The sequence below is a fragment of the Methanothermococcus thermolithotrophicus DSM 2095 genome (genome assembly GCF_000376965.1).
Classification (GTDB): Archaea; AGJL01; Methanococci; order Methanococcales; family Methanococcaceae; genus Methanothermococcus; species Methanothermococcus thermolithotrophicus.
Genome location: NZ_AQXV01000047.1, coordinates 1 through 22,308 on the forward strand (window position 1 = coordinate 1; position 22,308 = coordinate 22,308).

The 22,308-nt window shown below is 33.6% G+C and carries 29 protein-coding genes; 9 read left to right on the plus strand and 20 right to left on the minus strand.

Annotated elements, in window-relative coordinates:
• Positions 1-116: 116 nt before the first annotated feature.
• The 15 genes from F555_RS0104460 to hdrC form a co-directional block, all read right to left on the minus strand.
• Positions 117-2,324 (minus strand): heavy metal translocating P-type ATPase, encoded by a 2,208-nt coding sequence (locus tag F555_RS0104460; protein ID WP_018154017.1) that lies wholly within the window; start codon positions 2,322-2,324, stop codon positions 117-119.
• Between the two features lie 30 nt (positions 2,325-2,354).
• A complete protein-coding gene (locus F555_RS0104465; protein WP_018154018.1) occupies positions 2,355-2,570 on the minus strand; it encodes a heavy-metal-associated domain-containing protein in 216 nt (71 codons plus the stop codon).
• Between the two features lie 194 nt (positions 2,571-2,764).
• Positions 2,765-3,079 (minus strand): divalent-cation tolerance protein CutA, encoded by a 315-nt coding sequence (cutA, locus tag F555_RS0104470; RefSeq protein WP_018154019.1) that lies wholly within the window; start codon positions 3,077-3,079, stop codon positions 2,765-2,767.
• 17 nt (positions 3,080-3,096) lie between these two features.
• A complete protein-coding gene (locus F555_RS0104475) occupies positions 3,097-4,266 on the minus strand; it encodes an FprA family A-type flavoprotein (RefSeq protein WP_018154020.1) in 1,170 nt (389 codons plus the stop codon).
• Between the two features lie 72 nt (positions 4,267-4,338).
• Positions 4,339-4,689 carry a DsrE family protein gene (locus F555_RS0104480; protein WP_018154021.1) on the minus strand — a complete coding sequence of 117 codons (351 nt, stop codon included), beginning with the start codon at positions 4,687-4,689 and terminating at the stop codon, positions 4,339-4,341.
• 13 nt (positions 4,690-4,702) lie between these two features.
• Positions 4,703-5,362, minus strand: a complete 660-nt coding sequence (locus F555_RS0104485; RefSeq protein WP_342766244.1) for a peroxiredoxin — start codon at positions 5,360-5,362, stop codon at positions 4,703-4,705.
• Positions 5,363-5,461: 99 nt separating this feature from the next.
• Entirely contained in the window at positions 5,462-5,641 is a 180-nt protein-coding gene (locus tag F555_RS0104490; RefSeq protein WP_018154023.1) for a rubredoxin-like domain-containing protein, read from the minus strand.
• 31 nt (positions 5,642-5,672) lie between these two features.
• Positions 5,673-6,179, minus strand: coding sequence for a ferritin (locus F555_RS0104495; RefSeq protein WP_018154024.1), 507 nt, complete (start codon positions 6,177-6,179; stop codon positions 5,673-5,675).
• Positions 6,180-6,224: 45 nt separating this feature from the next.
• Entirely contained in the window at positions 6,225-6,482 is a 258-nt protein-coding gene (locus tag F555_RS0104500) for a thioredoxin family protein (RefSeq protein WP_018154025.1), read from the minus strand.
• A 21-nt stretch (positions 6,483-6,503) separates the two neighbouring features.
• Positions 6,504-6,782 carry an MTH865 family protein gene (locus F555_RS0104505; RefSeq protein WP_018154026.1) on the minus strand — a complete coding sequence of 93 codons (279 nt, stop codon included), beginning with the start codon at positions 6,780-6,782 and terminating at the stop codon, positions 6,504-6,506.
• A 12-nt stretch (positions 6,783-6,794) separates the two neighbouring features.
• Positions 6,795-6,950, minus strand: a complete 156-nt coding sequence (locus tag F555_RS0104510) for a rubredoxin (RefSeq protein WP_018154027.1) — start codon at positions 6,948-6,950, stop codon at positions 6,795-6,797.
• A gap of 101 nt (positions 6,951-7,051) precedes the next feature.
• The gene (locus F555_RS0104515) at positions 7,052-7,408 is read right to left on the minus strand and encodes a class II SORL domain-containing protein (protein ID WP_018154028.1); all 357 of its coding nucleotides are present in this window, start codon (positions 7,406-7,408) and stop codon (positions 7,052-7,054) included.
• Between the two features lie 12 nt (positions 7,409-7,420).
• Entirely contained in the window at positions 7,421-7,738 is a 318-nt protein-coding gene (locus F555_RS0104520) for a carboxymuconolactone decarboxylase family protein (protein WP_018154029.1), read from the minus strand.
• A 69-nt stretch (positions 7,739-7,807) separates the two neighbouring features.
• Positions 7,808-8,707, minus strand: a complete 900-nt coding sequence (hdrB, locus tag F555_RS0104525; RefSeq protein ID WP_018154030.1) for a CoB--CoM heterodisulfide reductase subunit B — start codon at positions 8,705-8,707, stop codon at positions 7,808-7,810.
• 15 nt (positions 8,708-8,722) lie between these two features.
• Complete coding sequence (gene hdrC, locus F555_RS0104530; protein ID WP_018154031.1) at positions 8,723-9,304, minus strand: CoB--CoM heterodisulfide reductase subunit C; 582 nt, start codon at positions 9,302-9,304, stop codon at positions 8,723-8,725.
• 223 nt (positions 9,305-9,527) lie between these two features.
• Here hdrC and F555_RS0104535 point away from each other — a divergent pair, with 223 nt between their 5' ends.
• From F555_RS0104535 to F555_RS0104565, 6 genes are all read left to right on the plus strand, one after another.
• On the plus strand, positions 9,528-10,649 hold the full coding sequence (locus F555_RS0104535) for a hydrogenase large subunit (RefSeq protein WP_018154032.1): 1,122 nt from the start codon (positions 9,528-9,530) through the stop codon (positions 10,647-10,649).
• A gap of 87 nt (positions 10,650-10,736) precedes the next feature.
• A complete protein-coding gene (locus F555_RS09225) occupies positions 10,737-12,497 on the plus strand; it encodes a DUF3422 family protein (protein WP_018154033.1) in 1,761 nt (586 codons plus the stop codon).
• Positions 12,487-12,849, plus strand: a complete 363-nt coding sequence (locus tag F555_RS0104550) for a CBS domain-containing protein (protein WP_026182959.1) — start codon at positions 12,487-12,489, stop codon at positions 12,847-12,849. Before F555_RS09225 ends, F555_RS0104550 begins: the two co-directional genes overlap by 11 nt.
• Before the next feature lie 128 nt (positions 12,850-12,977).
• A complete protein-coding gene (locus tag F555_RS0104555) occupies positions 12,978-13,559 on the plus strand; it encodes a V4R domain-containing protein (protein WP_018154035.1) in 582 nt (193 codons plus the stop codon).
• Between the two features lie 196 nt (positions 13,560-13,755).
• Positions 13,756-14,988 (plus strand): FprA family A-type flavoprotein, encoded by a 1,233-nt coding sequence (locus F555_RS0104560; protein WP_018154036.1) that lies wholly within the window; start codon positions 13,756-13,758, stop codon positions 14,986-14,988.
• Positions 14,989-15,050: 62 nt separating this feature from the next.
• A complete protein-coding gene (locus F555_RS0104565) occupies positions 15,051-15,476 on the plus strand; it encodes a ferritin-like domain-containing protein (protein WP_018154037.1) in 426 nt (141 codons plus the stop codon).
• A gap of 25 nt (positions 15,477-15,501) precedes the next feature.
• Here F555_RS0104565 and F555_RS0104570 read toward each other — a convergent pair whose 3' ends face one another.
• Entirely contained in the window at positions 15,502-15,924 is a 423-nt protein-coding gene (locus tag F555_RS0104570; RefSeq protein WP_018154038.1) for an Lrp/AsnC family transcriptional regulator, read from the minus strand.
• Between the two features lie 83 nt (positions 15,925-16,007).
• Here F555_RS0104570 and F555_RS0104575 point away from each other — a divergent pair, with 83 nt between their 5' ends.
• Together F555_RS0104575 and minD are read left to right on the plus strand one after the other, a co-directional pair.
• Positions 16,008-16,220, plus strand: coding sequence for a 4Fe-4S dicluster domain-containing protein (locus F555_RS0104575; protein WP_018154039.1), 213 nt, complete (start codon positions 16,008-16,010; stop codon positions 16,218-16,220).
• A gap of 390 nt (positions 16,221-16,610) precedes the next feature.
• Positions 16,611-17,405, plus strand: a complete 795-nt coding sequence (minD, locus tag F555_RS0104580; protein ID WP_018154040.1) for a cell division ATPase MinD — start codon at positions 16,611-16,613, stop codon at positions 17,403-17,405.
• 27 nt (positions 17,406-17,432) lie between these two features.
• Here the strand turns inward: minD and F555_RS0104585 are convergent, their stop codons facing one another.
• From F555_RS0104585 to F555_RS0104600, 4 genes are all read right to left on the minus strand, one after another.
• A complete protein-coding gene (locus tag F555_RS0104585; RefSeq protein ID WP_026182960.1) occupies positions 17,433-18,323 on the minus strand; it encodes a TIGR00341 family protein in 891 nt (296 codons plus the stop codon).
• Positions 18,324-18,410: 87 nt separating this feature from the next.
• Positions 18,411-19,775, minus strand: a complete 1,365-nt coding sequence (gene purF / locus F555_RS0104590; RefSeq protein WP_018154042.1) for an amidophosphoribosyltransferase — start codon at positions 19,773-19,775, stop codon at positions 18,411-18,413.
• Between the two features lie 261 nt (positions 19,776-20,036).
• The gene (locus tag F555_RS0104595; RefSeq protein ID WP_018154043.1) at positions 20,037-20,225 is read right to left on the minus strand and encodes a 50S ribosomal protein L37e; all 189 of its coding nucleotides are present in this window, start codon (positions 20,223-20,225) and stop codon (positions 20,037-20,039) included.
• Positions 20,226-20,324: 99 nt separating this feature from the next.
• Positions 20,325-20,543, minus strand: coding sequence for an LSM domain-containing protein (locus F555_RS0104600; protein WP_018154044.1), 219 nt, complete (start codon positions 20,541-20,543; stop codon positions 20,325-20,327).
• A gap of 415 nt (positions 20,544-20,958) precedes the next feature.
• Here F555_RS0104600 and leuC point away from each other — a divergent pair, with 415 nt between their 5' ends.
• Positions 20,959-22,233 carry an isopropylmalate/citramalate isomerase large subunit gene (gene leuC, locus F555_RS0104605; RefSeq protein WP_018154045.1) on the plus strand — a complete coding sequence of 425 codons (1,275 nt, stop codon included), beginning with the start codon at positions 20,959-20,961 and terminating at the stop codon, positions 22,231-22,233.
• Positions 22,234-22,308: the final 75 nt, after the last annotated feature.

A 22,308-nucleotide genomic window follows, 5' to 3' on the forward strand; every position in this document is an offset into this window, starting at 1 on the left:
ATTTACATTTATCTACCAATAGTTAGTTTTTTAGATTATTTATATTTTTTCATATAATATTATTAATAATTCACGAGTATGATCATATAATAAATTAAGTATATTAAGAATATTGATTATTTTAAATTTAAAGGATTGTATTTTTTCAACAATAGAGACAATCCTACAATACTTATCGAGCTCAGAGTCATAGCAAATGCTGCAAGTTCTGGTTTAAATGTAATTCCGTATGGATAAAGAGCTCCTGCTGCAACAGGTATTAAAACTGAGTTATATGCAAAAGCCCAGAACAGGTTCAATTTTATCTGTTTTAGAATTCTTCTACTCAATTTAACAAACCCGACAGTATATCTCAAGTCATCCTTCATTAAAACTACTTCTCCACTTTCAATTGCTATATCTGTACCGCTTCCAACGGCAATTCCAATATCTGCAGTTGAAAGTGCAGGAGCATCGTTTATTCCATCCCCTACAAAACTTACAAAACCATCAATACTACCTTTAATTTTTTCTACAATTTTTGCCTTTTCATTGGGAAGCACATTAGCAAATATGTTACTTTCATCAATACCTATCCTTTTACCAACTACTTTGGCGGTTTTTTCGTTATCTCCAGTTACCATCAGAATTTCAATTCCAAGATTTTTCAGAGCTCCAATAACTTCTTTTGCATTATCCTTTAGTTTATCAGATATTGCAATTAAACCTTCAATTTTGCCATCAACTGCCACAATTACAACTGTTTTTGCCTCTCCTTCTAATCTATCTATTTCATCCTCGTATTTTTCAATCTCTGAAGGAGGCTGAACATCTTTCAATAAACTTTTAATTAAGGCTTTGTTTCCAATTATTACTTCTTTACCATCTAAAATTCCTCTTATTCCCCTGCCGGTTATTACTTCAAATTTTTCAGGTTTCTTTAAGGTTATTCCCATTTCTTCACTTTTTTTAACTATGGCCTTACCTAATGGATGTTCTGAATTATTTTCCATAGAAGCTACAATGGTTAAAAAGTCTTTAATGTCCATTTTTGTTATTATTTCATCTACTTCAGGTTCTCCTTTAGTTAAAGTACCTGTTTTGTCAAATATCATGTACTTCAATTTTTCGGACATGTCAAAAACTTTGCCCTCTTTAATCAGTATTCCGAGCTCAGCTCCTCTCCCAACTCCAACTGTGACTGCAGTAGGTGTAGCTAATCCCAGTGCACATGGACATGCAATTACTAAAACTGAAATAAAGGTTGTAACTGCAAATATAAATCCAGCTGAAAAATACCAATATAGGGCTGATATTATGGCTATTGTTAAAACTATAGGTATGAAGTATGTAACTGCCCTATCAGCCAAGTTTTGTATGTCTGGCTTTGAAGATTGGGCTTTTCTGACAAGTTCTATTATTTGTGACAGTAAAGTCTCTTTTCCGACTTTCTCAGCTTTTATTTTTAAAACTCCATTTTTGTTTATTGTTCCCCCTACAACACTGCTACCTGGTTTTTTTAAATTGGGCATCGGCTCTCCTGTAATCATGGATTCATCTACATAGCTCTCCCCTTCTAAAACCGTACCATCTACAGGAATTTTTTCTCCAGGCCTTATAATTATTAAATCACCGATTTTTACGTTTTCAACAGGAACTTCAACTTCTTCCCCATTGACAACTACTCGTGCGGTTTTTACCCTTAAATCCATCAGTTTTTTAATGGCTTCTGAAGTTTTTCCTTTGGCTCTTTCCTCCAAATATCTTCCCAAAGTTAAAAGGGTAGCCAACATTATTGTTGTATCGTAAAACATGAACTCCTTTGGAAGAAATCCTGCAGTGGTCATTAAAGCTGAAATATAGGCTATACCCATACCTAAAGAATACATTACATCCATATTCAAGGATTTATTTTTTAAGGAGTTGAATCCTTTCTCAAAAATAGGCATTGCAACGTAAATCAACGGCGGTATGGATAATAAAAAAGCCAGATATTGTTTATAGGGAATAGTTAGGTACATCATTAAAAATAGAACTATCGAAAAAACTGCACCAACTACTATTTTATTGAATTTATCTCTTAATTCTTCTTTTTTATCTTCTTCTTTAAACTCAGCTTCTTCACCTACTCCAACAACATCAAAGCCTAGTTTTTCGATTTTTCTCCCTATTTCTTCAATAGAAACTATTTCTGGATCATAATCTACATCAGCACTTTGGTCAACTAAATTAACAGCAGCTCCCTTAACTCCATCCATGTTGTTCAAGGCTTTTTCTATGGTTTTGGCACATACTGCACATGTCATACCGGAAATTTTGATTTTAATCTTCTTAATCCCGTTCATAATCCCCACTAAAAAGTAGTTATAAAAAAATTAGTTAATCTTCTCTGCAGGATATAGCTCAAAGGCTTCATTTTTTAATATTTCATCTTCGGTTATTTTGTTCTCGTCGTATTTAATAACTCCAATTCCTTTTTCCAGGTTTATGTCCACATCAATAATTCCATCTACCTCGGACAATAATCCCTTTATTGTATTTACACACATATGACAGCTCATGCCACTTATTTTTAGTTCCAATTCTTTCATAATATCACCTGAACGAGTGAAGGTGAGCTACAAAAATCACTCGTGATTTTGTTCAATCACCTGAACGAAGTGAGGGTGAGTTGTAAAAATCCGAAGGATTTTTACTCAATCACCGAGTATAACGAGGTGAGCTCACCCAAAAATAATTTGAATTTAAATAAGTATGAAAATAAGGGAGAGATGTAAAAATAATGTTATTTAACTACATCAAAAATCCAGTCTAAAAATCCCTTATTTGCATCGCTAACATCGATTTTGAGTATTGCAGGGGTTTCGTAAGGATGCACCTTATTAATAAACTCTTTCACCATTTCCCACCTGTCGTCTGTTGTTTTTAAAATAGCTCCAACTTCATCTTCCTCTTCTATCTGACCCTTCCAAACATACATAGCCTTATGTTCTCTTAAATTTGCACATCCAATTAGGTTTTTTTCCAAGAGTGACTTAACAATATCCTTAGCAGATTCCATGTTTGGAAAGGTAGCATATATTATAATCGCTTTTCTCATAAGCACCACGCACTAAGTTAAATATCCTTGGTAGAAAGATTCTTCCCAAATTCATAGCATTTTTTCAAATGCTCTTCTTTTGGTACAAACTTACAAGTCAGGCATTCATCTTCAATAATCTCGAAATTGAGTTTCTTAAATACTTCTTTTATAACTTCTGTGGCACCTTCTGCCCATCCATAAGATCCAAATGCAACTCCAATCTTTTTACCAGGTTTCAATCCTTCCATATATTTCAAGAATTTTGCCACAGGCGGATATACGTTAGTATTCAGAGTTGGTGACCCAATTAAAACATACTTTGCATCTAAAATCCCAGCCATTATTGTGTTCAATGGAGTTTCTGAAGTATTGTACATTTTAACTTTAACTCCACTGTCTATTAACCCCTCAGCAATCGCATAAGCCAATTTATGTGTGGATTTGTACATTGTATCATAAACTATTACTGCCTTATTTTCCACATTATCTGAGGACCATTCCACGTATTTTTCTATAATTTCCCCTATCTTCTCTTTCCAAACTCCACCATGGGATGGACATATAAGTTCTATTTCTAAATCCTTTAAAACATTTGCAACATTTGGAACAAGCATCCTGTAGGGCAGAAGTATGTTTGCAAAATACTCCTTTGCATGTTTAAATATATCTTCAATTTCATAGTCGTATCTTTCAGAAGAAGCCACGTGTTGTCCAAATGCATCGTTTGAGAATAAAATCTTATCTTCCTTACAGTATGTTACCATGTTGTCTGGCCAGTGCAGCATTGGGGTTCTTATAAACTTTAAAGTTCTCTTTCCAATTGAAATCTCTTCCCCAGAATCAACGATAATAAATTCCCAATTTTTTGTGTTGTAGTGAAGTTCCAGATGTTCCTTTGCCTTTTCGTTGGTTATTATTTTAGCTCCACTAATTTCAACTATCTTTTCAAGGGAACCGCTGTGGTCCATTTCCACGTGATTCACGACAATATAATCTATGTCTTCAGGATTTACGACTTTTCCAATTCCTATTATTAGTTCATCAACTAGATAATGCTTTGCAGTATCTATTAAAACCACTTTTTCATCCTTTATTAGGTAGGAATTATATGTGGAACCACTTGGTGTTTCATATCCATGAAATTCCCGAATATCCCAATCTATAACGCCTATCCAATATATGTCATCTTTTATTTTCAACACCATGTTAATCACACCTAAAATAGTAAAAAAATAAAAAAGTAAATAATGTATTGTGTATAGGTTATATACACTTATTTAGAATTCAACTACTTTATAATCTTCGTCCATGTATCCTTTTAAGCTTACATGTCCGTGAAGATCGCTTTCTATCTTTATTTCATCCTTGATATCGTCTAAAACTCCAAACATACTTGAACATGCCTCACAGGCAACAAAATCATCTTTCAATTTTTCAAAATGATTTTTAAGAGGGTGATCTTCACTTAAAAGATCTTTAGCCCACTTTACTGCCTCTCCTTCAAGGATTATTTTTACGTCATCTCCTTTCGCCTTCATTTCACTGGCAAATAATAATGCATGAAACATTACTGGCATGTTTGGTTTTCCATTTTTTTCATAGTTAAACATTAAAAAGGCTGTTTTCATAATTTCCCTCCCCTTATTCTAATTTTTTATAGCAAAGCCACCAGTCAAGACATTCAATTTCTCCTTTTTCACATGCCTCTTTTCTTTTCTTTATATCCTCTACGGTAGATGCTGGTGGAATTATAACCTTGTCTTCAAGCACATCATTATTTGGCCAGTTGGCAGGCATTGCTACCCCTTTTTCATCTGATGTTTGAAGTGCCTTAACCAATCTCACGATTTCATCAAGGTTTCTTCCAACTTCTTGAGGGTAGTATATTATCGCCCTCATGATTCCATTACCATCGACAACAAACACAGCTCTCACAGTGTTGTTTCCTTTGTACGGGCTTATCATACCTAACTGCTCTGCCAATTCACCCCTATCATCAGCTATAACTGGAAATTCAATCTCTACATCTAACTTTTCTCTTATCCATTCGATCCATTTTAAGTGGCTAAAAACTTGATCAATACTTAATCCAATTAGTTCAGTGTTTAGCTCTTTAAACTTCTTGTATCTATTTTGAAATCCTATAAACTCTGTTGTACAAACTGGTGTAAAATCTGCCGGATGGCTAAATAAAACAAACCATTTACCCTTATAATGGTCAGGTAGTTTAATTATTCCATGTGTAGTTTTTACCTCAACTTCTGGGAATTCTTCCCCTATTAAAGGCATTCCTCCCCCAATACAACAGCATGTGTCTTCTTCACTCATAAATATCATCCAAGTTTATTTTTTAATTAAATATTAAAAGAATTAAAAGTTTAGTTAAATTATTTAGCTTTATTATAAGATACGTGGCTCTTTCCTTGCAACCAATTTTGGGTCATAACCTTGACATCCACATTCTGGAGTATAACAGCTCACATCATAGAATGTACATTTTTCACCACAGTTTGGGCATTTTTCAGGAACAGAGTCTGCCTCAAATAAGTATCCACAGTTGGAACATTTCCACCATACCATTATATCAATCTCCATTTCTTAAATCCAATAATTACTCCGCTGGCGGCGTATATACTCTTTGTCCAAGATCTTTGTCAAGTAAGAGTAATGCCTTTTTATCTCCGTCAATTAACTTCAATTTGTCAAGAACTTCACTAAAAGATGCTTCTTCTTCTACCTGTTCATTTACAAACCATTGAAGCATGTTTACGGTTGCATAGTCCTTTTTAGACATTGCAAGGTCCATTAGTTCATTTATTGACTTCGTAACACATTGTTCATGTTCTAATCCGTCCTTAAATACATCTAAGATAGAGTCCCACTCTATTTTTGGTTTCTTTATAGATTCGAGTGTTACTTTTCCTCCCCTATCTTGTAAGTATTTAAAAAATCTCATAGCATGATCCATTTCTTCTTGATATTGAACCATTAACCACTGAGCAAACCCTTTTAACCCAATTGAATCAGCATATGCAGACATGGATAAATAAAGGTATGCTGAATAGAACTCTTTATTTATTTGCTGATTTATGGCATCTTGAATTTTTTCTTTAATCATGGATTTACTCCCCTACTTCGTATTATATACTATATTTATCATATTTTATCTATTCAACTTCTTTCTAAGGTATTCTTCAAATTGCTGGGTAGTAGGAGCTCCTACAAATGCTACCTCCCCATCCACTACAATTGTTGGAACCGCCATTATGCTGTACTTTTCAGCACTTCCTGGATCTTCTGTTACATCTATATGTCTAACTTCAATATCATCGCAGCTTAGCTTATCTACAACTTCCTCAACAACTCTCTCTGCCCCAGGACAGTGTGGACATATTGGAGATGAAAATACTTCAATTAACACTTTACCACCATTTGTAATTCATTATTTATTTTTTCTTTCGATTAAACATTTGTTTGATAACTTTATAGCCAAATCTTCAGCATCCTTTATTGGAAAATCTACATCATTTAACAATTTTACCAATTCTCCCGCTTCTATCTCCCCGCATGGTAATGATAATCCGCATGGTAATGCATTAGCAAGCTCTACTTTACTTTTTATGGGAAATACATTTTTATCCTTAAAGAACTCTACCAACTTTAATTTAAAATCTTGAATATCTTCCAGAGCTTCATATAACGGGTGGTTTGTTGTTATCATGATATCTATCCCTTAAATTTTTTTAAAAGCGCTTTTTCCAAGTCCGCACTGTGGACATTTGAATGTGTCCGGTAAATCTTCAAATTTTGTTCCTGGGGCAATATTTTGTGACGGTTCTCCTTCCGCTTCATCGTATATCCAACCACACATACATTGATATTTTGCCAAGCTATCACCGTTGCAAATTAATTTGTAGATATTTGATTTTTTAAAGTTGCCCCACTCCCAAAGTAGAAATAGGGCTGTATCCTTATTAAAATAAAAAATTGTTATTCTATTTTAACTTCTTTTTCATATTTCCAGAGTCCATGAAGGTTACAGAACATATATGCCACTAATTTCATGGTACTACCTTCATGACCTTCTGACGGTGCTTTAACTTTAAGCACTACATCGGGTTTAACCCATTGGGTTAATTGAACCCTTGCCAGTGGTAAATCTTCCACATTAAGTTCTATGAATTGAATGAAATGCCCATCTTCCATTGGGTGTTCAACACCAGCGGTATGGATCTTTACTTCAAATATTTCATTTGCTTTTACAGTATCTTTACATTCAATCATAGGAACGTGTTTTTTTTCAAAATCTGTACCATCTTTAATGGTTTTAGCTAAGGCACAGGTCAATCAAATCCCCTCTTATTCTATTTTGTTAAGTACTTTCATAGCTTTTATAAATGTAGGCATTCCGGAGGTTAATAATACAACCCTTAAAGTATCTACGATTTCCTCTTTAGTTATTCCTAACTCCTTCATACCGCTTCTCATCTGTTTTTCTGTAGCCACTTCATCCCCTGTAGCAGCTACGATTCCAATTGCTATGAGTTTTTGGCATTTATAATCTAAAACCTTCCCAGTATATACGGCTTCATTTAACTTAACTATGGCATCATACAAGTCTGGATAATCATCCTTAACAATTCTCATGCCTTCTCCAAAAAATACTTCTTTCTTCATAAGTTCCCTCTTAGATTTTATTAACTATTACAAACCATTAATTTCCTTATTATCCAGTTTGTAATGGTGTTATTCTAAACTTAATCCTAATTTCTCAAGTACAGGTTCTGGTGAAATGAAGTGTAAGTCGAGAGCGACATCTTTTGGGGACATACCCATTGCCAAACCCAGTAATTGCGAATAATGAATTACCGGGAGGCTATATTCTCTGCCAAACCTTTCTTTTATTTCAATCTGTCCTCTGTCAAATTGTAAATGGCAAAATGGGCATACTTCAGTCACACAGTCTGCACCTGCCTCTATCATACTTTTTAATTTAGATTCCGTCATCTCTAATGCAACATCCAGATTTCTTGCTCTAACACCTCCCCCTGCTCCACAACACATATTTTTGTCATTGTAGTATATAGATTTTGCGCCTAATGCTTCAACCAATCCATCAAAAGACTTAGGTCTTTCTGAACTTTCAATGTGTTTTACATCCGTTGGTTTAAGGTAATGACAACCATAATGAACTGCAACATCTATATCCAATGGTTTTTCCACCTTCTCTTTTATTGCATCTACCCCCAATTCATAATAAAGAACTTCTGGAAGATGTCTTACTCTAGCAGTACCTTTAAATTCTAATCCATATTTTGAAAGAACTTTATTTACTTTATTTCTCGCATTTTCATTTTCATGAAGTATGTGGTTTGCCTCATATAATGAACCATAACACCCGTTACATATTGTTATAATATCTAACCCCATCTCTTCCGCTACAGTTATATTTCTTGCAGCTAATGTAAGCCAGGTTTCTAAATCAAAAGAACCAAAGACTCCAGGTGCCGGACAGCATGAAGCTTTTTCAAAAGGATGCAACTTAATCCCTAACTTTTCAAGTGCCTTATATGTGGCACTTTCAATTCCCGGGTATCTGTTTGGTGCTATACACCCTAAGAAAAATACAAATTCCATATCATTCATTTTTTCACCATATAATTACTCACTCATATCTTCCCATCTGACAGGCTCTAATTCCATAGTTTCCGTACAAATACCTACTTTTTTACAGAACGCTAATTGATCCATAATATCTCTTACAATCTCCAAAGTTTCTGGATACTTGTGTGTTGTCGGCGGTATTTCAGTTAACCCAATTTTTTTCCTAGCTTCCTTTATTTGATCATTTATAGGTACTGCGTGACCTGTTTTAAACACATAAAGGGAAGTTTTTCTGTGTGGTTCTGCCATATACCCCCTTTCGGCAGCAATATTTCTAATAACCTTAATTATATCTGTGATTTTAACTTCTCTCGGACATTTTTCATAACATTCATAGCATGTAGTACACATCCAAAGGTCTTCACCTTCTAAAACATCTTCTACACCCATTAATGCACTTCTTACTAATTTTCTTGTTCTAAAAGGGGTTATTCTCCCACTTGGACAGGCCCCGGTACATGTTCCGCATTGATAGCACTTTTGAAAAGAAGAAACATGTTCCTCCCCCATTATTTCCTTCCCAGCATTGATAATTTCTACTGAGAAATTAGGATTAAAATCGCTGGATTTTAACACCATTTTATTCACCTCCAATATTACTCTTTTAAAAAAGCATTATATGCATTTGCTAAAAAGAGCGTCTATTATATAGTTGTATAATATCTATAACACAAAAAATCATTAATTTTATAAATATAAAACGTAGTTAATAAATATCATAATCGATAATGATAAATTTTAATTGTTCATGTATAGTGTTATTTATAATATCATAATCACAAGATTGTAAAAAAGTGAAATCATGTACGAAGGAGAAATAACTATAGGACCTGTTCATTCTACAATGTTGGAACCTCATAGATTGAGGCTTTTTATTGAAGATGAAATTGTAAAAGATGCTGAATTAACAATAGGCGTTAATCACAGAGGTGTAGAAAGACTAATGGAGGGCCTTCCCCCTGAAAAAGCCTGTATTCTATGTGAGAGAATCTGCGGAATATGCTCCCACATTCACCTTTGGAGTGCCGTAAGGGTAACCGAAATAGGCTGTGGAATAGAGGTTCCAGAGAGGGCAAATCATATAAGAATTATCGTAGAAGAACTTGAGAGATTACACTCTCATACACTCTTATTTGGGCATGCATTTGAAATCCTTGGACATGAAACAATGTCTATGAGAAGTTTCATGCTTAGGGAACCAATAATGCAAACATTTTTTGATATAACCGGCAGTAGGGTGCATTATTCATGCCCGATTATTGGAGGTATAAGACCGAGATGTAATATAAAAGATAGCCAAATAAGTCCTATTTTGGAGAGACTAGAAAAATTCGAAGAAAAACTTGAAAAATTAATGGACAGAACTTTAAGTGACCCCATGTTAACCTCAAGGATGAAAGAAATTGGAGTATTGGACAGAAAAACTGCAGCAAAGTATCATGCATTAGGTCCTACAGCAAGGGGGAGCGGAATAAAATCAGATGTGAGAAAAATGGGATATGTTCCTGAATACGATCCCTATGAATTTGATGAAATACTCTTTGATGACGGAGATGTTTTATCAAGAATAGCCGTAAGATTTTACGAATGCTTTGAAAGTCTTAAAATTATAAGACAGGCTTTAAAAGAGCTCCCAAATTTACCTGATAAAATTTACAATCCAAACTACGAGCTCCATGAGTTCAAACCAATAGACTGTTATACCGAGGCTCAGAGGGGGCAACAGTACTACTCCTATGGATTGGATAGTGAAGGAAGAGTAAGGCAGGCTAAAGTTAGAACCCCGACTGCAACGAATTTAGGAACAATGGAAGCGATTTTAAAGGACTACCATGTAAGTGATGCAGAACTAATTATAGCGAGCTGCGACCCATGCTTCACCTGTACCGATAGGCTGATAATTCTAAAAGAACCAATGAAATAGTGATGAAATAATAAATAACTAAAATAAATACAAAATTTATTTTTTTAGACAACAACAACCGACTTTTATTATTCAGTGGTTGATAAGATGGAAGAAATTTTAAAATTATATATTAAGTCAGAATGCCCGTTGTGTGTAATATTGAAGGAAGTGCTCGAACATAACGGCGTTAAATTCCAACTAATAAACGTTGATGAATTAACTGAAAAAGAAAGAGAAGGGTTGACTAGAGAGTTGGGATCTGATCAAATAGCTTTCCCACTAATAATTTACAAGGGTAAAAAGATTTTCGGCTACGACAAAAATAAACTTGAAAAATTGCTCGGTAAAACGTTGGATGAATCCATAGAAGCTAAATTAAATGATAAAATTTTAGAAATGAAAAATAATAAAAAATTACAGGAATACTACAAAATAGTAAAGAATTTCAGCGAATATCAAGGCTATTATCTAAATCCAGATAAGGACTATTGTTTAAGAGTACTTGATGCCCAGCTTAAAAACGAAAAAAATGGATTTAAATACTGTCCTTGTAAGTTAGGGGATATTTTATGTCCCTGTAATGAAAGGGATAAGGAAATCGAATTATATGGCCATTGTTTTTGTGGGCTCTACGTCTCTAAGGATTATGTCAAAAAATGGAAACCTGGAGAAACACTTTCAATGCTCTCAAATAGGAGTATTCAAGACTATATGGAAGTTCCTATCGACATTAAAGACAATTTTGTAAAAGTTCATTTATTTTTTGATAACGTTATGAAAAAAACTTTTTTAGATGAGGGAACACCACAAAGCGGAGAAAAAATCACAAAATTTGATATAAAAGAATTACTTGATGAATACTACATACTAAAAAACAGTGGTTATGGTTTTAAGGACAATATTTTAATCAAATTTAAAGAAGATGTTGTCCATAAAAACCTTCAAATGTGGTTTAAAAACCTTGAAGAATATCTTAATAATAATATAGACATTCCAAGCGATCATGATTTTGATATATGCATCAATACCTCAATAGAAATTCCTGCAAAAAGAGAGATTGAATTTAAAGGATTAAAAATATCGACTAATTACAATAATCCTCTGTATAGAAGACGGTATTTAATCAGCGGGGAGAATAAAATCATTAATAATGAAATCATTAAGATAGTCGAGTATATAATAATGCTTGAAGTACTAAGTAATTTAGTAGAAATTATGAAAAAATGCCATTTGAAATATTCTGAAGAAATGTATAAAATACAGGATGAAATAAAAGTCGTGCTAAACAAGATAAACATTTCAGGAAATGAATCATTTGAAAAATGGCTTTACCTGCTTGTTAACAATCTTTCGAAAATCTCAAATTTACAGGGAGAACTATCTAAAAAATATAACACTTTTGAGTACTATGTGGCTCAAAATATTGAGAAATCTGAGGATTTCAAGATGTTTTTAGGTGAGGTAGATCCAAATCTTGACGTTAATAAAATACTGGAAGAATTCTACCACCTACTAACCGAACTATCCACACTTAAAAACACTGTAAACGATCTTGTGGAAGTTCTGGAAACTAAAGTAAATATATCTCAAAACAATAAAACCATTAAATTACAGGGAGAGATACACAAAACTACAAAAACGCAGCTCGGTATGCAGAAGGCAATAGAAGGCCTTTATATGATTTTTGCAGCATTTTATTTTACAGAGCTCGCATTAATTATATTTGAAGGTCTTCACAATAGGCATATAATAAATGAAGATCCCTACTTTTTGGCAGCTGCATTTATACCTTTCGCAATGATTTTAGGTGTTGTAATAAGTAAAAGATTAAAAAAAGGAGAGGAAGAATATGACGATGAAGATTAAAGAAGTTGTAAATAGTGAGTTTATAAGCCTATCGTTAAACGATATCGGGGGCGAAATAGTGCAGGTACTCTATAAAAAGAGAAAAAACTACGCCCCAGTTTTGGAGGATGGAAAACTTGTAGGTTGGATAACAGCTCTCGATTTACTTGCAGGATGTAAACACTCAAAAATTGAAGAGCTGATGTTATATTTAGATGAAATAAAAGTTTTAAATGAAAATGATGAACTAACAGATGAATTAATACATGAAATGATCCAAAACGAGGATTTAGCCTATCCAGTAGTAAATGACGACTACGAAGTTGTTGGAACATTGAGTGTTTTTGACATTTTAAAAATTTATAAAAAATAATCTTCATTTTATTAATTTTTTAATTTTCCGAAATTCGTCTATTTTTTCAATATTTATACGAGAAAAACACCGTTAATATTATTAAATCCAAAAAATAAACTAATTTTATAATTTATTTGGTGATAAATTTGCAAATTCAGCTAAAATTAAATAGGGACATGGAGGGGCTGTTCAGAGAGATGTTGAATAATGGAAGCGAACAGGAGGAGTTCCCTAATGATGAAGAATTGGTTGAAGAGGTTGTATCACATTTAAAAAAGGGATTTGATAGGGAGAAGTTAGTGTTTAAAGAGGAAGAATACACTGAAAGGAAAAAGGACTCGATACCATTAGAATTTTTTAGGGTAATGGTCTATATAGTGATGGATAAAATAAAAAAATGTGGTTCTGAGATAACATTGTATGAAATGGGTTATGAATTTGGGAAGTTTCTTAATCCAAAAAATTTGGGAGAATTGAAGAAGTTTTTTAGAAGAAATAATCTGGGTATTTTAAAGTTTGAGGGTAGAAAGCCGTTAATTTTGAAGGTTAATGAATGTGCCATGTGCGATGGTTTAGACACCAATGAACCAATATGCTATTTCGATGCCGGGTTGATTGCCGGAGCTCTAGAGTGCATATATAAAAAAACTGTTGTTGTAGATGAGATAAAGTGCATGTCTCAAGGAGCTGATGCCTGCTACTTTAAAGTGGATATTTACAGGCAGTAAAATCGTTTAACAATTTATCCATCACGATCATAACCCTAATTTTTTATTCTTCATATTTTCATTTAATTTAATTTTTATTCAATATTAAACGACGGATTTCGTATTTATGTACAGTCTTAACGATGAATTACGCACCGTTAGTATAATATACTACTTTAATACTATATTTACTTGTAAACTTTAAGGAGGGTTTAAAATGAAAGCAGATGCAGTAAAAATTGCAGATGGAGTATATTGGGTAGGGGTCTTAGACTGGGATATCAGAATGTACCATGGATATACCCTGAATGGGACAACGTACAACGCATACCTAGTATTTGGAGATGACAAAGTTGCATTAATCGATAACACATACCCAGGAACTTCCGCTCAGATGTGGGGAAGAATAAAAGACGCATGTGAAAAGGAAGGAAGAGAATTTAAAATTGATGTAATAGTTCAAAACCACGTAGAAAAGGACCACAGTGGAGCACTTCCAGAAATACACAAGAAGTTCCCTGAAGCACCAATATATTGTACCGAAGTAGCAGTAGAAGGTTTAGTAAAACACTTCCCATCATTAAAAGGTGCACCATTTAAAGTTGTTAAATCATTGGAAAGTATAGATTTAGGTGGAAAAACATTAACATTCTTAGAAGCTCCATTACTACACTGGCCAGACAGTATGTTCACATTATATGCTGAAGAAGGAATTTTATTCTCAAATGACGCATTTGGACAACACTTATGCTTCACTCAAAGATTTGACCACGAAATTCCAGAAAATATTTTAATGGATGCAAACCAGAAATTCTATGCAAACTTAATTACGCCACTTTCAAAGTTGGTATTGAAAAAATTCAAGGAAGTTATTGAATTAGGATTACTTGAAAAAATAAAGATGATTGCACCATCACACGGACAGATTTGGACTGACCCAATGAAAGTTATAGGTGCATACCAAGACTTTGCAACAGGAAAATGTAAAGATAAAGTAACAATCGTTTACGACACAATGCACGGTTCAACCCAAAAAATGGCCCATGCATTTGCAGAAGGTATTATGAGTGAAGGTGTAGATGTTAAAATGTACTTCCTTCACAACGATGAAAGAAGTGAAATTGTAAAAGACATTTTAGATAGTAAGGCATTCCTCTTAGGAGCTCCAACAATATATGACGAACCATTCCCAAGTGTTGGGGATTTAATATACTACTTAAAAGGCTTAAAATTCAACAGAACAGGTTTAAAGAGACTTGCCCTCGCGTTTGGTTCAATGGGTGGAAACGGTGGCGGAACCAAAGTACTTGCTGAAAAATTAAAAGAATGCGGATTTGAAGTATTGGATGAATACGAATTATACTACGTACCAACAGAAGATGAGCTCGAAAAATGCTACAACATGGGTAAGAGACTTGCAGTTAAAGTAAAAGAAATGAAGACCGAATAATTATAAAAACATAAAAGAAACATAACATAAAATGATATAAAATAACTAACATAGGTGAGACTATGGAATTAGAACTTGTAAATGAACACAAAGTTGGAACAACAAAAAAAACAGATCTTGAAAAAGAAGTTGAAGCAAACTTCAAAGGCGAATGTGCAGAAGTAGGAATGTACCTGGCAATGGCAAGACAGGCTCAAAGAGAAGGACTTCCAGAAGTTGCAGAAGTTTTAAAAAGAATAGCATTTGAAGAAGCAGAACACGCTGCACACTTTGCAGAAATGAATGGTGTAATCTCAGACAACTTAAAAGAAAACATTGAAATGATGTTAAAAGGCGAATGTATGGCAAACAAAGAGAAAAAGGCAGCAGCAACAAAGGCAAAAGAATTAGGCATTGATCCTGCACACGATTTCTTTGATGAAAGTTCAAGAGACGAAGCAAGACATGCTAAAATGTTAAAAGGAATACTTGATAGATACTTCAAATAATCAAGTACAAAAATAAAAATAAATATTATTTAAGCTGTTCAAGGATGATAGCAGGGCAGACCTTCTTAATGCCCTTTATCTTTCCAATCTTATTAAATATAATATCTGTAAGTTCATTACCGTCTTTAGCCCATATTTCAGTCATTATCATATGATCTCCTGTAGATGTAAATACCTTTTTTACTTCTTCAAATCTACAGAGCTCCTTAGCTACATTTAAAAAGTCTTGGGGGTCAGTATCAAATCCAGTTAATGCGATTACGTTATAGCCTATCTTTGCAGGATTCACTAGAACTGAATAACCTTTAATCACTCCTTCTTCTTCCATCTTCCTTATCCTCTTCCTTACAGAACTTTCGCTAGTATTTAATTCCTTTGCAATCTCTGTGAATGGTTTTCTACCATCGTCCATGAGTATCTCTAAGATCTTTCTATCTTTCTTGTCCATCGTATACCCCAACAATAGCTTTGCAATTCACGAACTAGCTATTTGTAGTACAGATATTTAAATATTACACAAAAGATGATATTATGACTGTTGAAATCATTGTAGATAAAGACAAATGTATTGGCTGCGGCAGATGTTATGATGTATGTCCAAAGGGACCATTAATCTGGAAAAAAGATGAGGATGGAAAATATTACGCATATTCTGTTGAACACTGCCATAATTGTAAATTTTGTGCTGGAAGATGCCCAACTAACGCTATTTTGGTAAGAGTAATAAAACATGAAGAAAAATAAAAGTATGAACTATTTTTAAACTATTTTTTTCTACAGCATTATTAAAACACAGGTATAATATAGGTATAATATTATAAAAATAGTTGGAGCTCTATCTAACACTATTTTTCTAATAACGTAAATTCATATCAATCCTGCAGAAATGTAATACATGACTATTTTAGAATATTTTACAGAATAATTTATCTTAATCTATTTTTAAGATTTCATGGGAGTGTATAATAACATAAATTTAATAAATAGAGGCAATAGACAAATAATAATCATTTAATATTATTTATTCCAAAGTAATTAAAATAGATTGATGATTTTCTTGTTATTCTATTCATTAGGAAATACATAAAAAAGATTTACTTATTTACTTCATTTCAGTTCGGAAATGGTGATATAATGATTATTACGGTGGCATCTGGAAAAGGAGGGGTAGGTAAAACAACAACTTCTGCAAATTTAGCAGTTGCATTATCAAAAATTGGAAAGAAAACACTAGTTATTGATGGAGATATTTCAATGGCCAATTTGGGGCTGATATTCAACCTTGAAAAAAATAAACCTTCTTTACACGAGGTTCTTTCAGGAGAATGTTCGGTGCAGGATGCTATTTATAAACACAAAACAGGAACTTATGTGTTGCCTACCAGCTTATCTATTGAAGGATACAAAAAATCTGATTTAGATTTATTTACCGATGTGATTAATGAAGTTGCAGATGATTACGAGTATGTTATTATTGATGCCCCTGCAGGGCTAAATAGAGACATGGCAATCTACTTAGCTATTGCCGATAAAGTCATGCTTGTAGTTACTCCAGAGCTCTTTTCAATTGCAGATGGGTGTAAAATAAAAAAAAGTAGTGAAATGGCAGGAACTCCCCTTATAGGTGTTGTTCTAAATAGGACTGGAAGAGATTTCGGAGAGATGGGTGAGGATGAAATTGAAATGATAATTGAAGAAAAGATAATTGGTAAGATCCCTGAAGATGAAAATATAAGGAATTCGACTTTGAAAAAAATGAGTGTTCTGGAATATTCTCCAAAATCTCCATCTTCAATAGCCTATATGGACCTCGCCCTTAAGACAGTAGGTTCCTATGTTGACCTAAATCGTATAGAAGGAATGTATAATGAAAGTCTTTTTGATAGGATAAAAAAAGTAATTATCTCCAAATTAAGAAGAACCTGGTAGACCAATAAGAAAGAAAAAAAGTAAGCATTAAAAGATTTCATCAAAATCTTGCTGATTTCTTCTTATCTTATACTTCAACCCAATAAATCCACCGATATCCAACAAAACGATATTTGCTATCAACAAAATTATAGTTGTGTATATTAAACCACCATTTCCTGTGGCTAATGCCATTCCTACCAGTAATGCAGGAATTAATATGGATACGTCTATTGTAACTCCTATCATTTCATAATCCTTTCCACTGGCAATACTCATTCCTCCCGAAGTTCCTGCAACAACGGCTACTATTGAACTTAATAATAGGGACGTTTCTGTTAAATATATTGAAATTAGTTCTTCAGATATGTTAAATATAAAACCTAATACAAATGCACATGATATAACGATAACAGTGCATATTAATTCTTTTTTCATTCCCTCGAATACCAATTCTTTTCTGTTCAATACGTTTCCTATGGCACTTGCCATTACAGTATCCACCAAGGGAGCTATGATCATAGCACCAATCAATGTAGGTATGTTGTGTTCTATTATACCAATGGCCCCCATAATACTTGCTAAAACTATCTTTACAATAACATCATTTGATAGCTTTGCCATAGTCTTTGCTTTGTAATAGAGCTCCAATGGAGATAGTTTTGAAGACGCCAGACCTTCGTCCTTACATGAAAATGCTATATTTCCAGGTATTATTGTAACGTTTCCATATCCCTTTTCACCAATGCCCATTTTCCTTAATTCTAAAACTATTTTCTCAGCATCGCTAGCTGTTGCATAGCAGGTGATTATTATCCCATCTTTAATGGATGTTTTTAATGGTTCAATTACTGAAATAGAGTATGCATGGGTGTTTTTTAGAATTTTTTCGACACTATCTAGTAGTTTCCTGGGTACAACTATCTTAATGTATCTTATACCAATCACCTTATTAAATGCAAAAGTAAGTGTTTGTCCAATCTCCACCAAGGACTATATATTTTAAAAAGTTAATACAAGGGCCTATTAATTTTTTAGCTTACAAGACACATCAGTTGGGTATTCTCCCGATAAACAAGCTAAACATAAATTCTTCCTACCTATTGCTTTTATAAGACCTTCAATACTTAAATACCCTACAGAATCTGCATTTATATGGCGGGCTATTTCTTCCGTGTCCTTTGAATTTGCTATTAATTCCTCCCTCGTAGGCATGTCAATTCCATAGAAGCAAGGGGACATTATCTTTGGAGAACCTATTCTTAAATGAACTTCTTTTGCTCCCGCCTTTCTCACCATGTTTACTATTCTTCTTGATGTAGTACCTCTTACAATACTATCATCAATTAAAACTACTTTTTTACCATCCAATACTGACTTAACAGGATTCATCTTTAATCTAACTGCTAAATCCCTTTCCTCCTGTGTAGGAAGTATGAACGTTCTTCCAACGTACCGGTTTTTAATTAATCCTTCATAATATGGAATATTCAATTCTTCAGAATATCCGAGAGCAAAGGTAATTCCAGAATCAGGAACAGGCGAAATAATATCTGCATCACACGGGTGTTCTTTTGCAAGTATTTTTCCAATATTTCTCCTGACCTTATAAACACTAATTCCATCAATTACAGAATCAGGTCTTGCAAAATAGACGTATTCAAACATGCATGAGGATACTTTTGAACTAGAGTTTGGTAGTTGATAAGAGTTTATTCCATTTTTATCCACAATCACTATTTCCCCAGGTTTAATATCTCTTACAAATTTGGCATCAACTACATCCAATGCGCAGCTCTCAGAGGAAAAGTATATTTTTTCCTCGTCTTTTCCCATGCAGAGAGGCTTGAATCCATGAGGATCTCTAACTGCAATTAATGTTTTGTTGTAAATTATCAGTAAAGAATATGCACCAATTAATTCCTTTGAAATATTGGCGATTGCTTCAACAATGTCTTCAGTTTTCAAAAGTTCTCTAACGAGTAACTGTGCTATAACTTCGGAATCGGTTGAAGAAACAAATATATGACCTTTGTTTTCCAACTCTCTTTTTAAAATAGATGAATTTACAATGTCACCATTATGGGCTATTGCAATTCTTCCCAAAGAGCTATTAACAACGAATGGCTGACAGTTTTCAATTATGCTATCTCCGGTAGTGGAGTATCTAACGTGACCAATACCAACATGGCCGTAGAGATTCTGGAGCTCCTTGTTTGTAAAAACATCAGGGACAAGACCTATACCTTTGTGGTAGCAAAGTCCCCTTCCATCGCTTGTAGCTATTCCTGCTCCTTCTTGCCCTCTGTGTTGCAAAGCATAGAGGCCGTAGTATATCTTTTTAGACACATTATTCTTTTCGTAAGAGTAAATCCCGAATATTCCACACATGGTATCACAGTTTAAATTGAATGGTATAAAATAAATTAGTCTAGTATTTAAAACTTACAAAAGAGTAGTTATTCTATAAAATTTATAGTGGTGTGCATTACTTAATTAATTAATACAGGTAATTTTATTTAAACATATATAAACTGTTAAATTGAAATATAATTTTATCTTTGCAGTTTTCATTTTTATAAAGTATGTAATAGTTCGTTTAAAATTGCACATCACTATATTTATGAAATAAAAAGGAAAGAATAATATATATTATTTTAATCTTTGTCCATTCACTTTTTTCCATTGCCAAGCGAATCTTTTCATTCTTTTACTTGCACCAAATCCACATGCTGCGCATACTTTTTTTCTTACGTGGTATGATCTTCTTCCGCATCTTCTACATATTATGTGGTTTGAACCTTTGTTGTGTTTACCTTGTGAAGGTGTACCTTTACTCATTCTTTCACCGTGTTTATTTTTTCTATTTTATTTCGCCTAAGTGAATTTAAACGAAGGCGGGCTATGAAAACCCTAGGGGATATATATGTGGGTTTTTAATTATAATGAAATGTAGAGTACGTTATCTCCCCTAATGAGTAACATTTGGTATTCTTTTTCTTCTTCAGCTTCAACTTTTGCATTTTCTAATGCTAAATTTATGTGTAAATCATAAGCTTTTAATCTTCCTTTAACAACTTTACCGTCTTTTAAATAGACGGTTACGTTTGTGTTTATTGATTTACCTAACGCATCTAAAGGTCTTTGAGTATCCATCATTTATTTACACCTCGCATATTATAAAAAAAGCTGCTAATGTGTTTGTAGAAATACTTAAATAGTTCTAATATATAATACTTTCCAAACATTTAGGTATGTCGTTTGGCAGTTAAGCAGTATAAATACATAACACTCTTATTTGAACAGTAAAAGTTGTTCAGCTCTATCCTACTGTGAATAATAAAACTACCTATCTGTTACTACCATTAATAGTAAGTATATAATAAGAATATATTAAATTTTTAGTGAAATATTTAATATGGTTACTTGTCAAACGACTATAATTGCCACTAGTTTATCATTGTATCCCTCCAAATAGCTGAGGAGATATGGTGATAAAGATTTCTAATTTTTTTCATTTTCGTTCGAAAAACTACATACTCATCAAGTTTGTTTAATTACCGGAGGTATAAACATGGGAATGACTCTAGCTGAAAAAATACTTGCAAGAGCATCAGGTAAAAAGGAAGCATCCCCTGGAGATATAGTAATGGCAAAAATTGAAACTGCCATGGTTCATGACATAACTGGTCCTTTAACTGTAAACACTTTGAAAAAAGAAGGTATTGAAACAGTTTGGGATAGGGAAAAGATAGTAATACCATTTGACCACCAGATTCCTGCTGATAGTATAAATGCGGCTGAAAACCATATATTAATGAGAAAATTTGTAAAAGAACAAAAGATAAAGAACTTCTACGACATAAGAGAAGGTGTTTGCCACCAAGTTTTACCTGAAAAAGGACATATATTACCAGGAACCGTGGTAGTTGGTGCAGATAGTCATACCTGTACATACGGAGCATTTGGGGCATTTGCCACTGGAATAGGAAGTACAGACATGGCTGCAGTATTTGCAACCGGAGAATTATGGTTTAAAGTCCCTGAAACACTTTACTTCAACATTACCGGAGAATTAAAACCTTATGTAATGTCAAAAGATATTATCTTAAGAATAATCGGGGAAGTTGGGGCTGATGGTGCAACATATAAAGCTGCTCAGTTTGGTGGAGAAACAGTTAAAAATCTTTCAATAGCTTCAAGAATGACAATGTCAAACATGGCAATTGAAATGGGCGGTAAGGCTGGTTTAATCGAACCTGATGCAAAAACAGTTCAATTCATAAAAGACGCAATGGCAAAACACGGAACAGAAAGACCATTTGAAGTAATTAAAGGCGATGAAGACGCCGAATATGAAGAAGTATTTGAAATTGAAGTAAACGACTTAGAACCTGTGATGGCTTGTCCTCACAACGTAGATAATGTAAAGGCAGTTAGAGAAGTTGCAGGCACACCTATTGACCAGGTGTTCATTGGTTCATGTACAAACGGAAGATTGGAAGACTTGAGAATAGCAATTGAGATAATAGAAAAACACGGTGGAATATCAGACGATATAAGGGTAGTTGTAACACCTGCATCAAGAGAAGTTATGTTACAAGCTATAGAAGAAGGAATTATCCAAAAATTCTACAAATACGGCTGTGTTGTAACCAACCCATCATGTTCAGCTTGTATGGGAGCTCTGTATGGTATTTTAGGTCCTGGTGAAGTTGGTGTAGCAACATCCAACAGGAACTTCAGAGGAAGAGAAGGTTCCTTAGAATCTGAGGTTTATTTGGCATCCCCAGCTACTGCAGCAGCATGTGCAGTTAAAGGGGAAATTGTAGATCCAAGAGATTTATAAATTTATTTTTTTATTTTATTTTATTTTTTATCGCTAAAAAAAGAATATTAAGTTGAGTAAATCTTCAAAAAATCC

What these genes read in the sequence shown, in the direction of transcription:
- F555_RS0104490 (WP_018154023.1), bottom strand. Translation starts at nt 5,641, where the DNA reads ATGGTATGGTGGAAATGTTCCAACTGTGGATACTTATTTGAGGCAGAC.
- F555_RS0104475 (WP_018154020.1), bottom strand. Translation starts at nt 4,266, where the DNA reads ATGGTGTTGAAAATAAAAGATGACATATATTGGATAGGCGTTATAGAT.
- F555_RS0104495 (WP_018154024.1), bottom strand. Translation starts at nt 6,179, where the DNA reads ATGATTAAAGAAAAAATTCAAGATGCCATAAATCAGCAAATAAATAAA.
- F555_RS09225 (WP_018154033.1), top strand. Translation starts at nt 10,737, where the DNA reads ATGGAAGAAATTTTAAAATTATATATTAAGTCAGAATGCCCGTTGTGT.
- leuC (WP_018154045.1), top strand. Translation starts at nt 20,959, where the DNA reads ATGGGAATGACTCTAGCTGAAAAAATACTTGCAAGAGCATCAGGTAAA.
- F555_RS0104560 (WP_018154036.1), top strand. Translation starts at nt 13,756, where the DNA reads ATGAAAGCAGATGCAGTAAAAATTGCAGATGGAGTATATTGGGTAGGG.
- F555_RS0104550 (WP_026182959.1), top strand. Translation starts at nt 12,487, where the DNA reads ATGAAGATTAAAGAAGTTGTAAATAGTGAGTTTATAAGCCTATCGTTA.
- F555_RS0104595 (WP_018154043.1), bottom strand. Translation starts at nt 20,225, where the DNA reads ATGAGTAAAGGTACACCTTCACAAGGTAAACACAACAAAGGTTCAAAC.
- F555_RS0104535 (WP_018154032.1), top strand. Translation starts at nt 9,528, where the DNA reads ATGTACGAAGGAGAAATAACTATAGGACCTGTTCATTCTACAATGTTG.
- purF (WP_018154042.1), bottom strand. Translation starts at nt 19,775, where the DNA reads ATGTGTGGAATATTCGGGATTTACTCTTACGAAAAGAATAATGTGTCT.
- hdrB (WP_018154030.1), bottom strand. Translation starts at nt 8,707, where the DNA reads ATGAATGATATGGAATTTGTATTTTTCTTAGGGTGTATAGCACCAAAC.
- F555_RS0104465 (WP_018154018.1), bottom strand. Translation starts at nt 2,570, where the DNA reads ATGAAAGAATTGGAACTAAAAATAAGTGGCATGAGCTGTCATATGTGT.
- F555_RS0104480 (WP_018154021.1), bottom strand. Translation starts at nt 4,689, where the DNA reads ATGAAAACAGCCTTTTTAATGTTTAACTATGAAAAAAATGGAAAACCA.
- minD (WP_018154040.1), top strand. Translation starts at nt 16,611, where the DNA reads ATGATTATTACGGTGGCATCTGGAAAAGGAGGGGTAGGTAAAACAACA.
- cutA (WP_018154019.1), bottom strand. Translation starts at nt 3,079, where the DNA reads ATGAGAAAAGCGATTATAATATATGCTACCTTTCCAAACATGGAATCT.
- hdrC (WP_018154031.1), bottom strand. Translation starts at nt 9,304, where the DNA reads ATGGTGTTAAAATCCAGCGATTTTAATCCTAATTTCTCAGTAGAAATT.
- F555_RS0104520 (WP_018154029.1), bottom strand. Translation starts at nt 7,738, where the DNA reads ATGAAGAAAGAAGTATTTTTTGGAGAAGGCATGAGAATTGTTAAGGAT.
- F555_RS0104575 (WP_018154039.1), top strand. Translation starts at nt 16,008, where the DNA reads ATGACTGTTGAAATCATTGTAGATAAAGACAAATGTATTGGCTGCGGC.
- F555_RS0104460 (WP_018154017.1), bottom strand. Translation starts at nt 2,324, where the DNA reads ATGAACGGGATTAAGAAGATTAAAATCAAAATTTCCGGTATGACATGT.
- F555_RS0104565 (WP_018154037.1), top strand. Translation starts at nt 15,051, where the DNA reads ATGGAATTAGAACTTGTAAATGAACACAAAGTTGGAACAACAAAAAAA.
- F555_RS0104600 (WP_018154044.1), bottom strand. Translation starts at nt 20,543, where the DNA reads ATGATGGATACTCAAAGACCTTTAGATGCGTTAGGTAAATCAATAAAC.
- F555_RS0104505 (WP_018154026.1), bottom strand. Translation starts at nt 6,782, where the DNA reads ATGATAACAACAAACCACCCGTTATATGAAGCTCTGGAAGATATTCAA.
- F555_RS0104570 (WP_018154038.1), bottom strand. Translation starts at nt 15,924, where the DNA reads ATGGACAAGAAAGATAGAAAGATCTTAGAGATACTCATGGACGATGGT.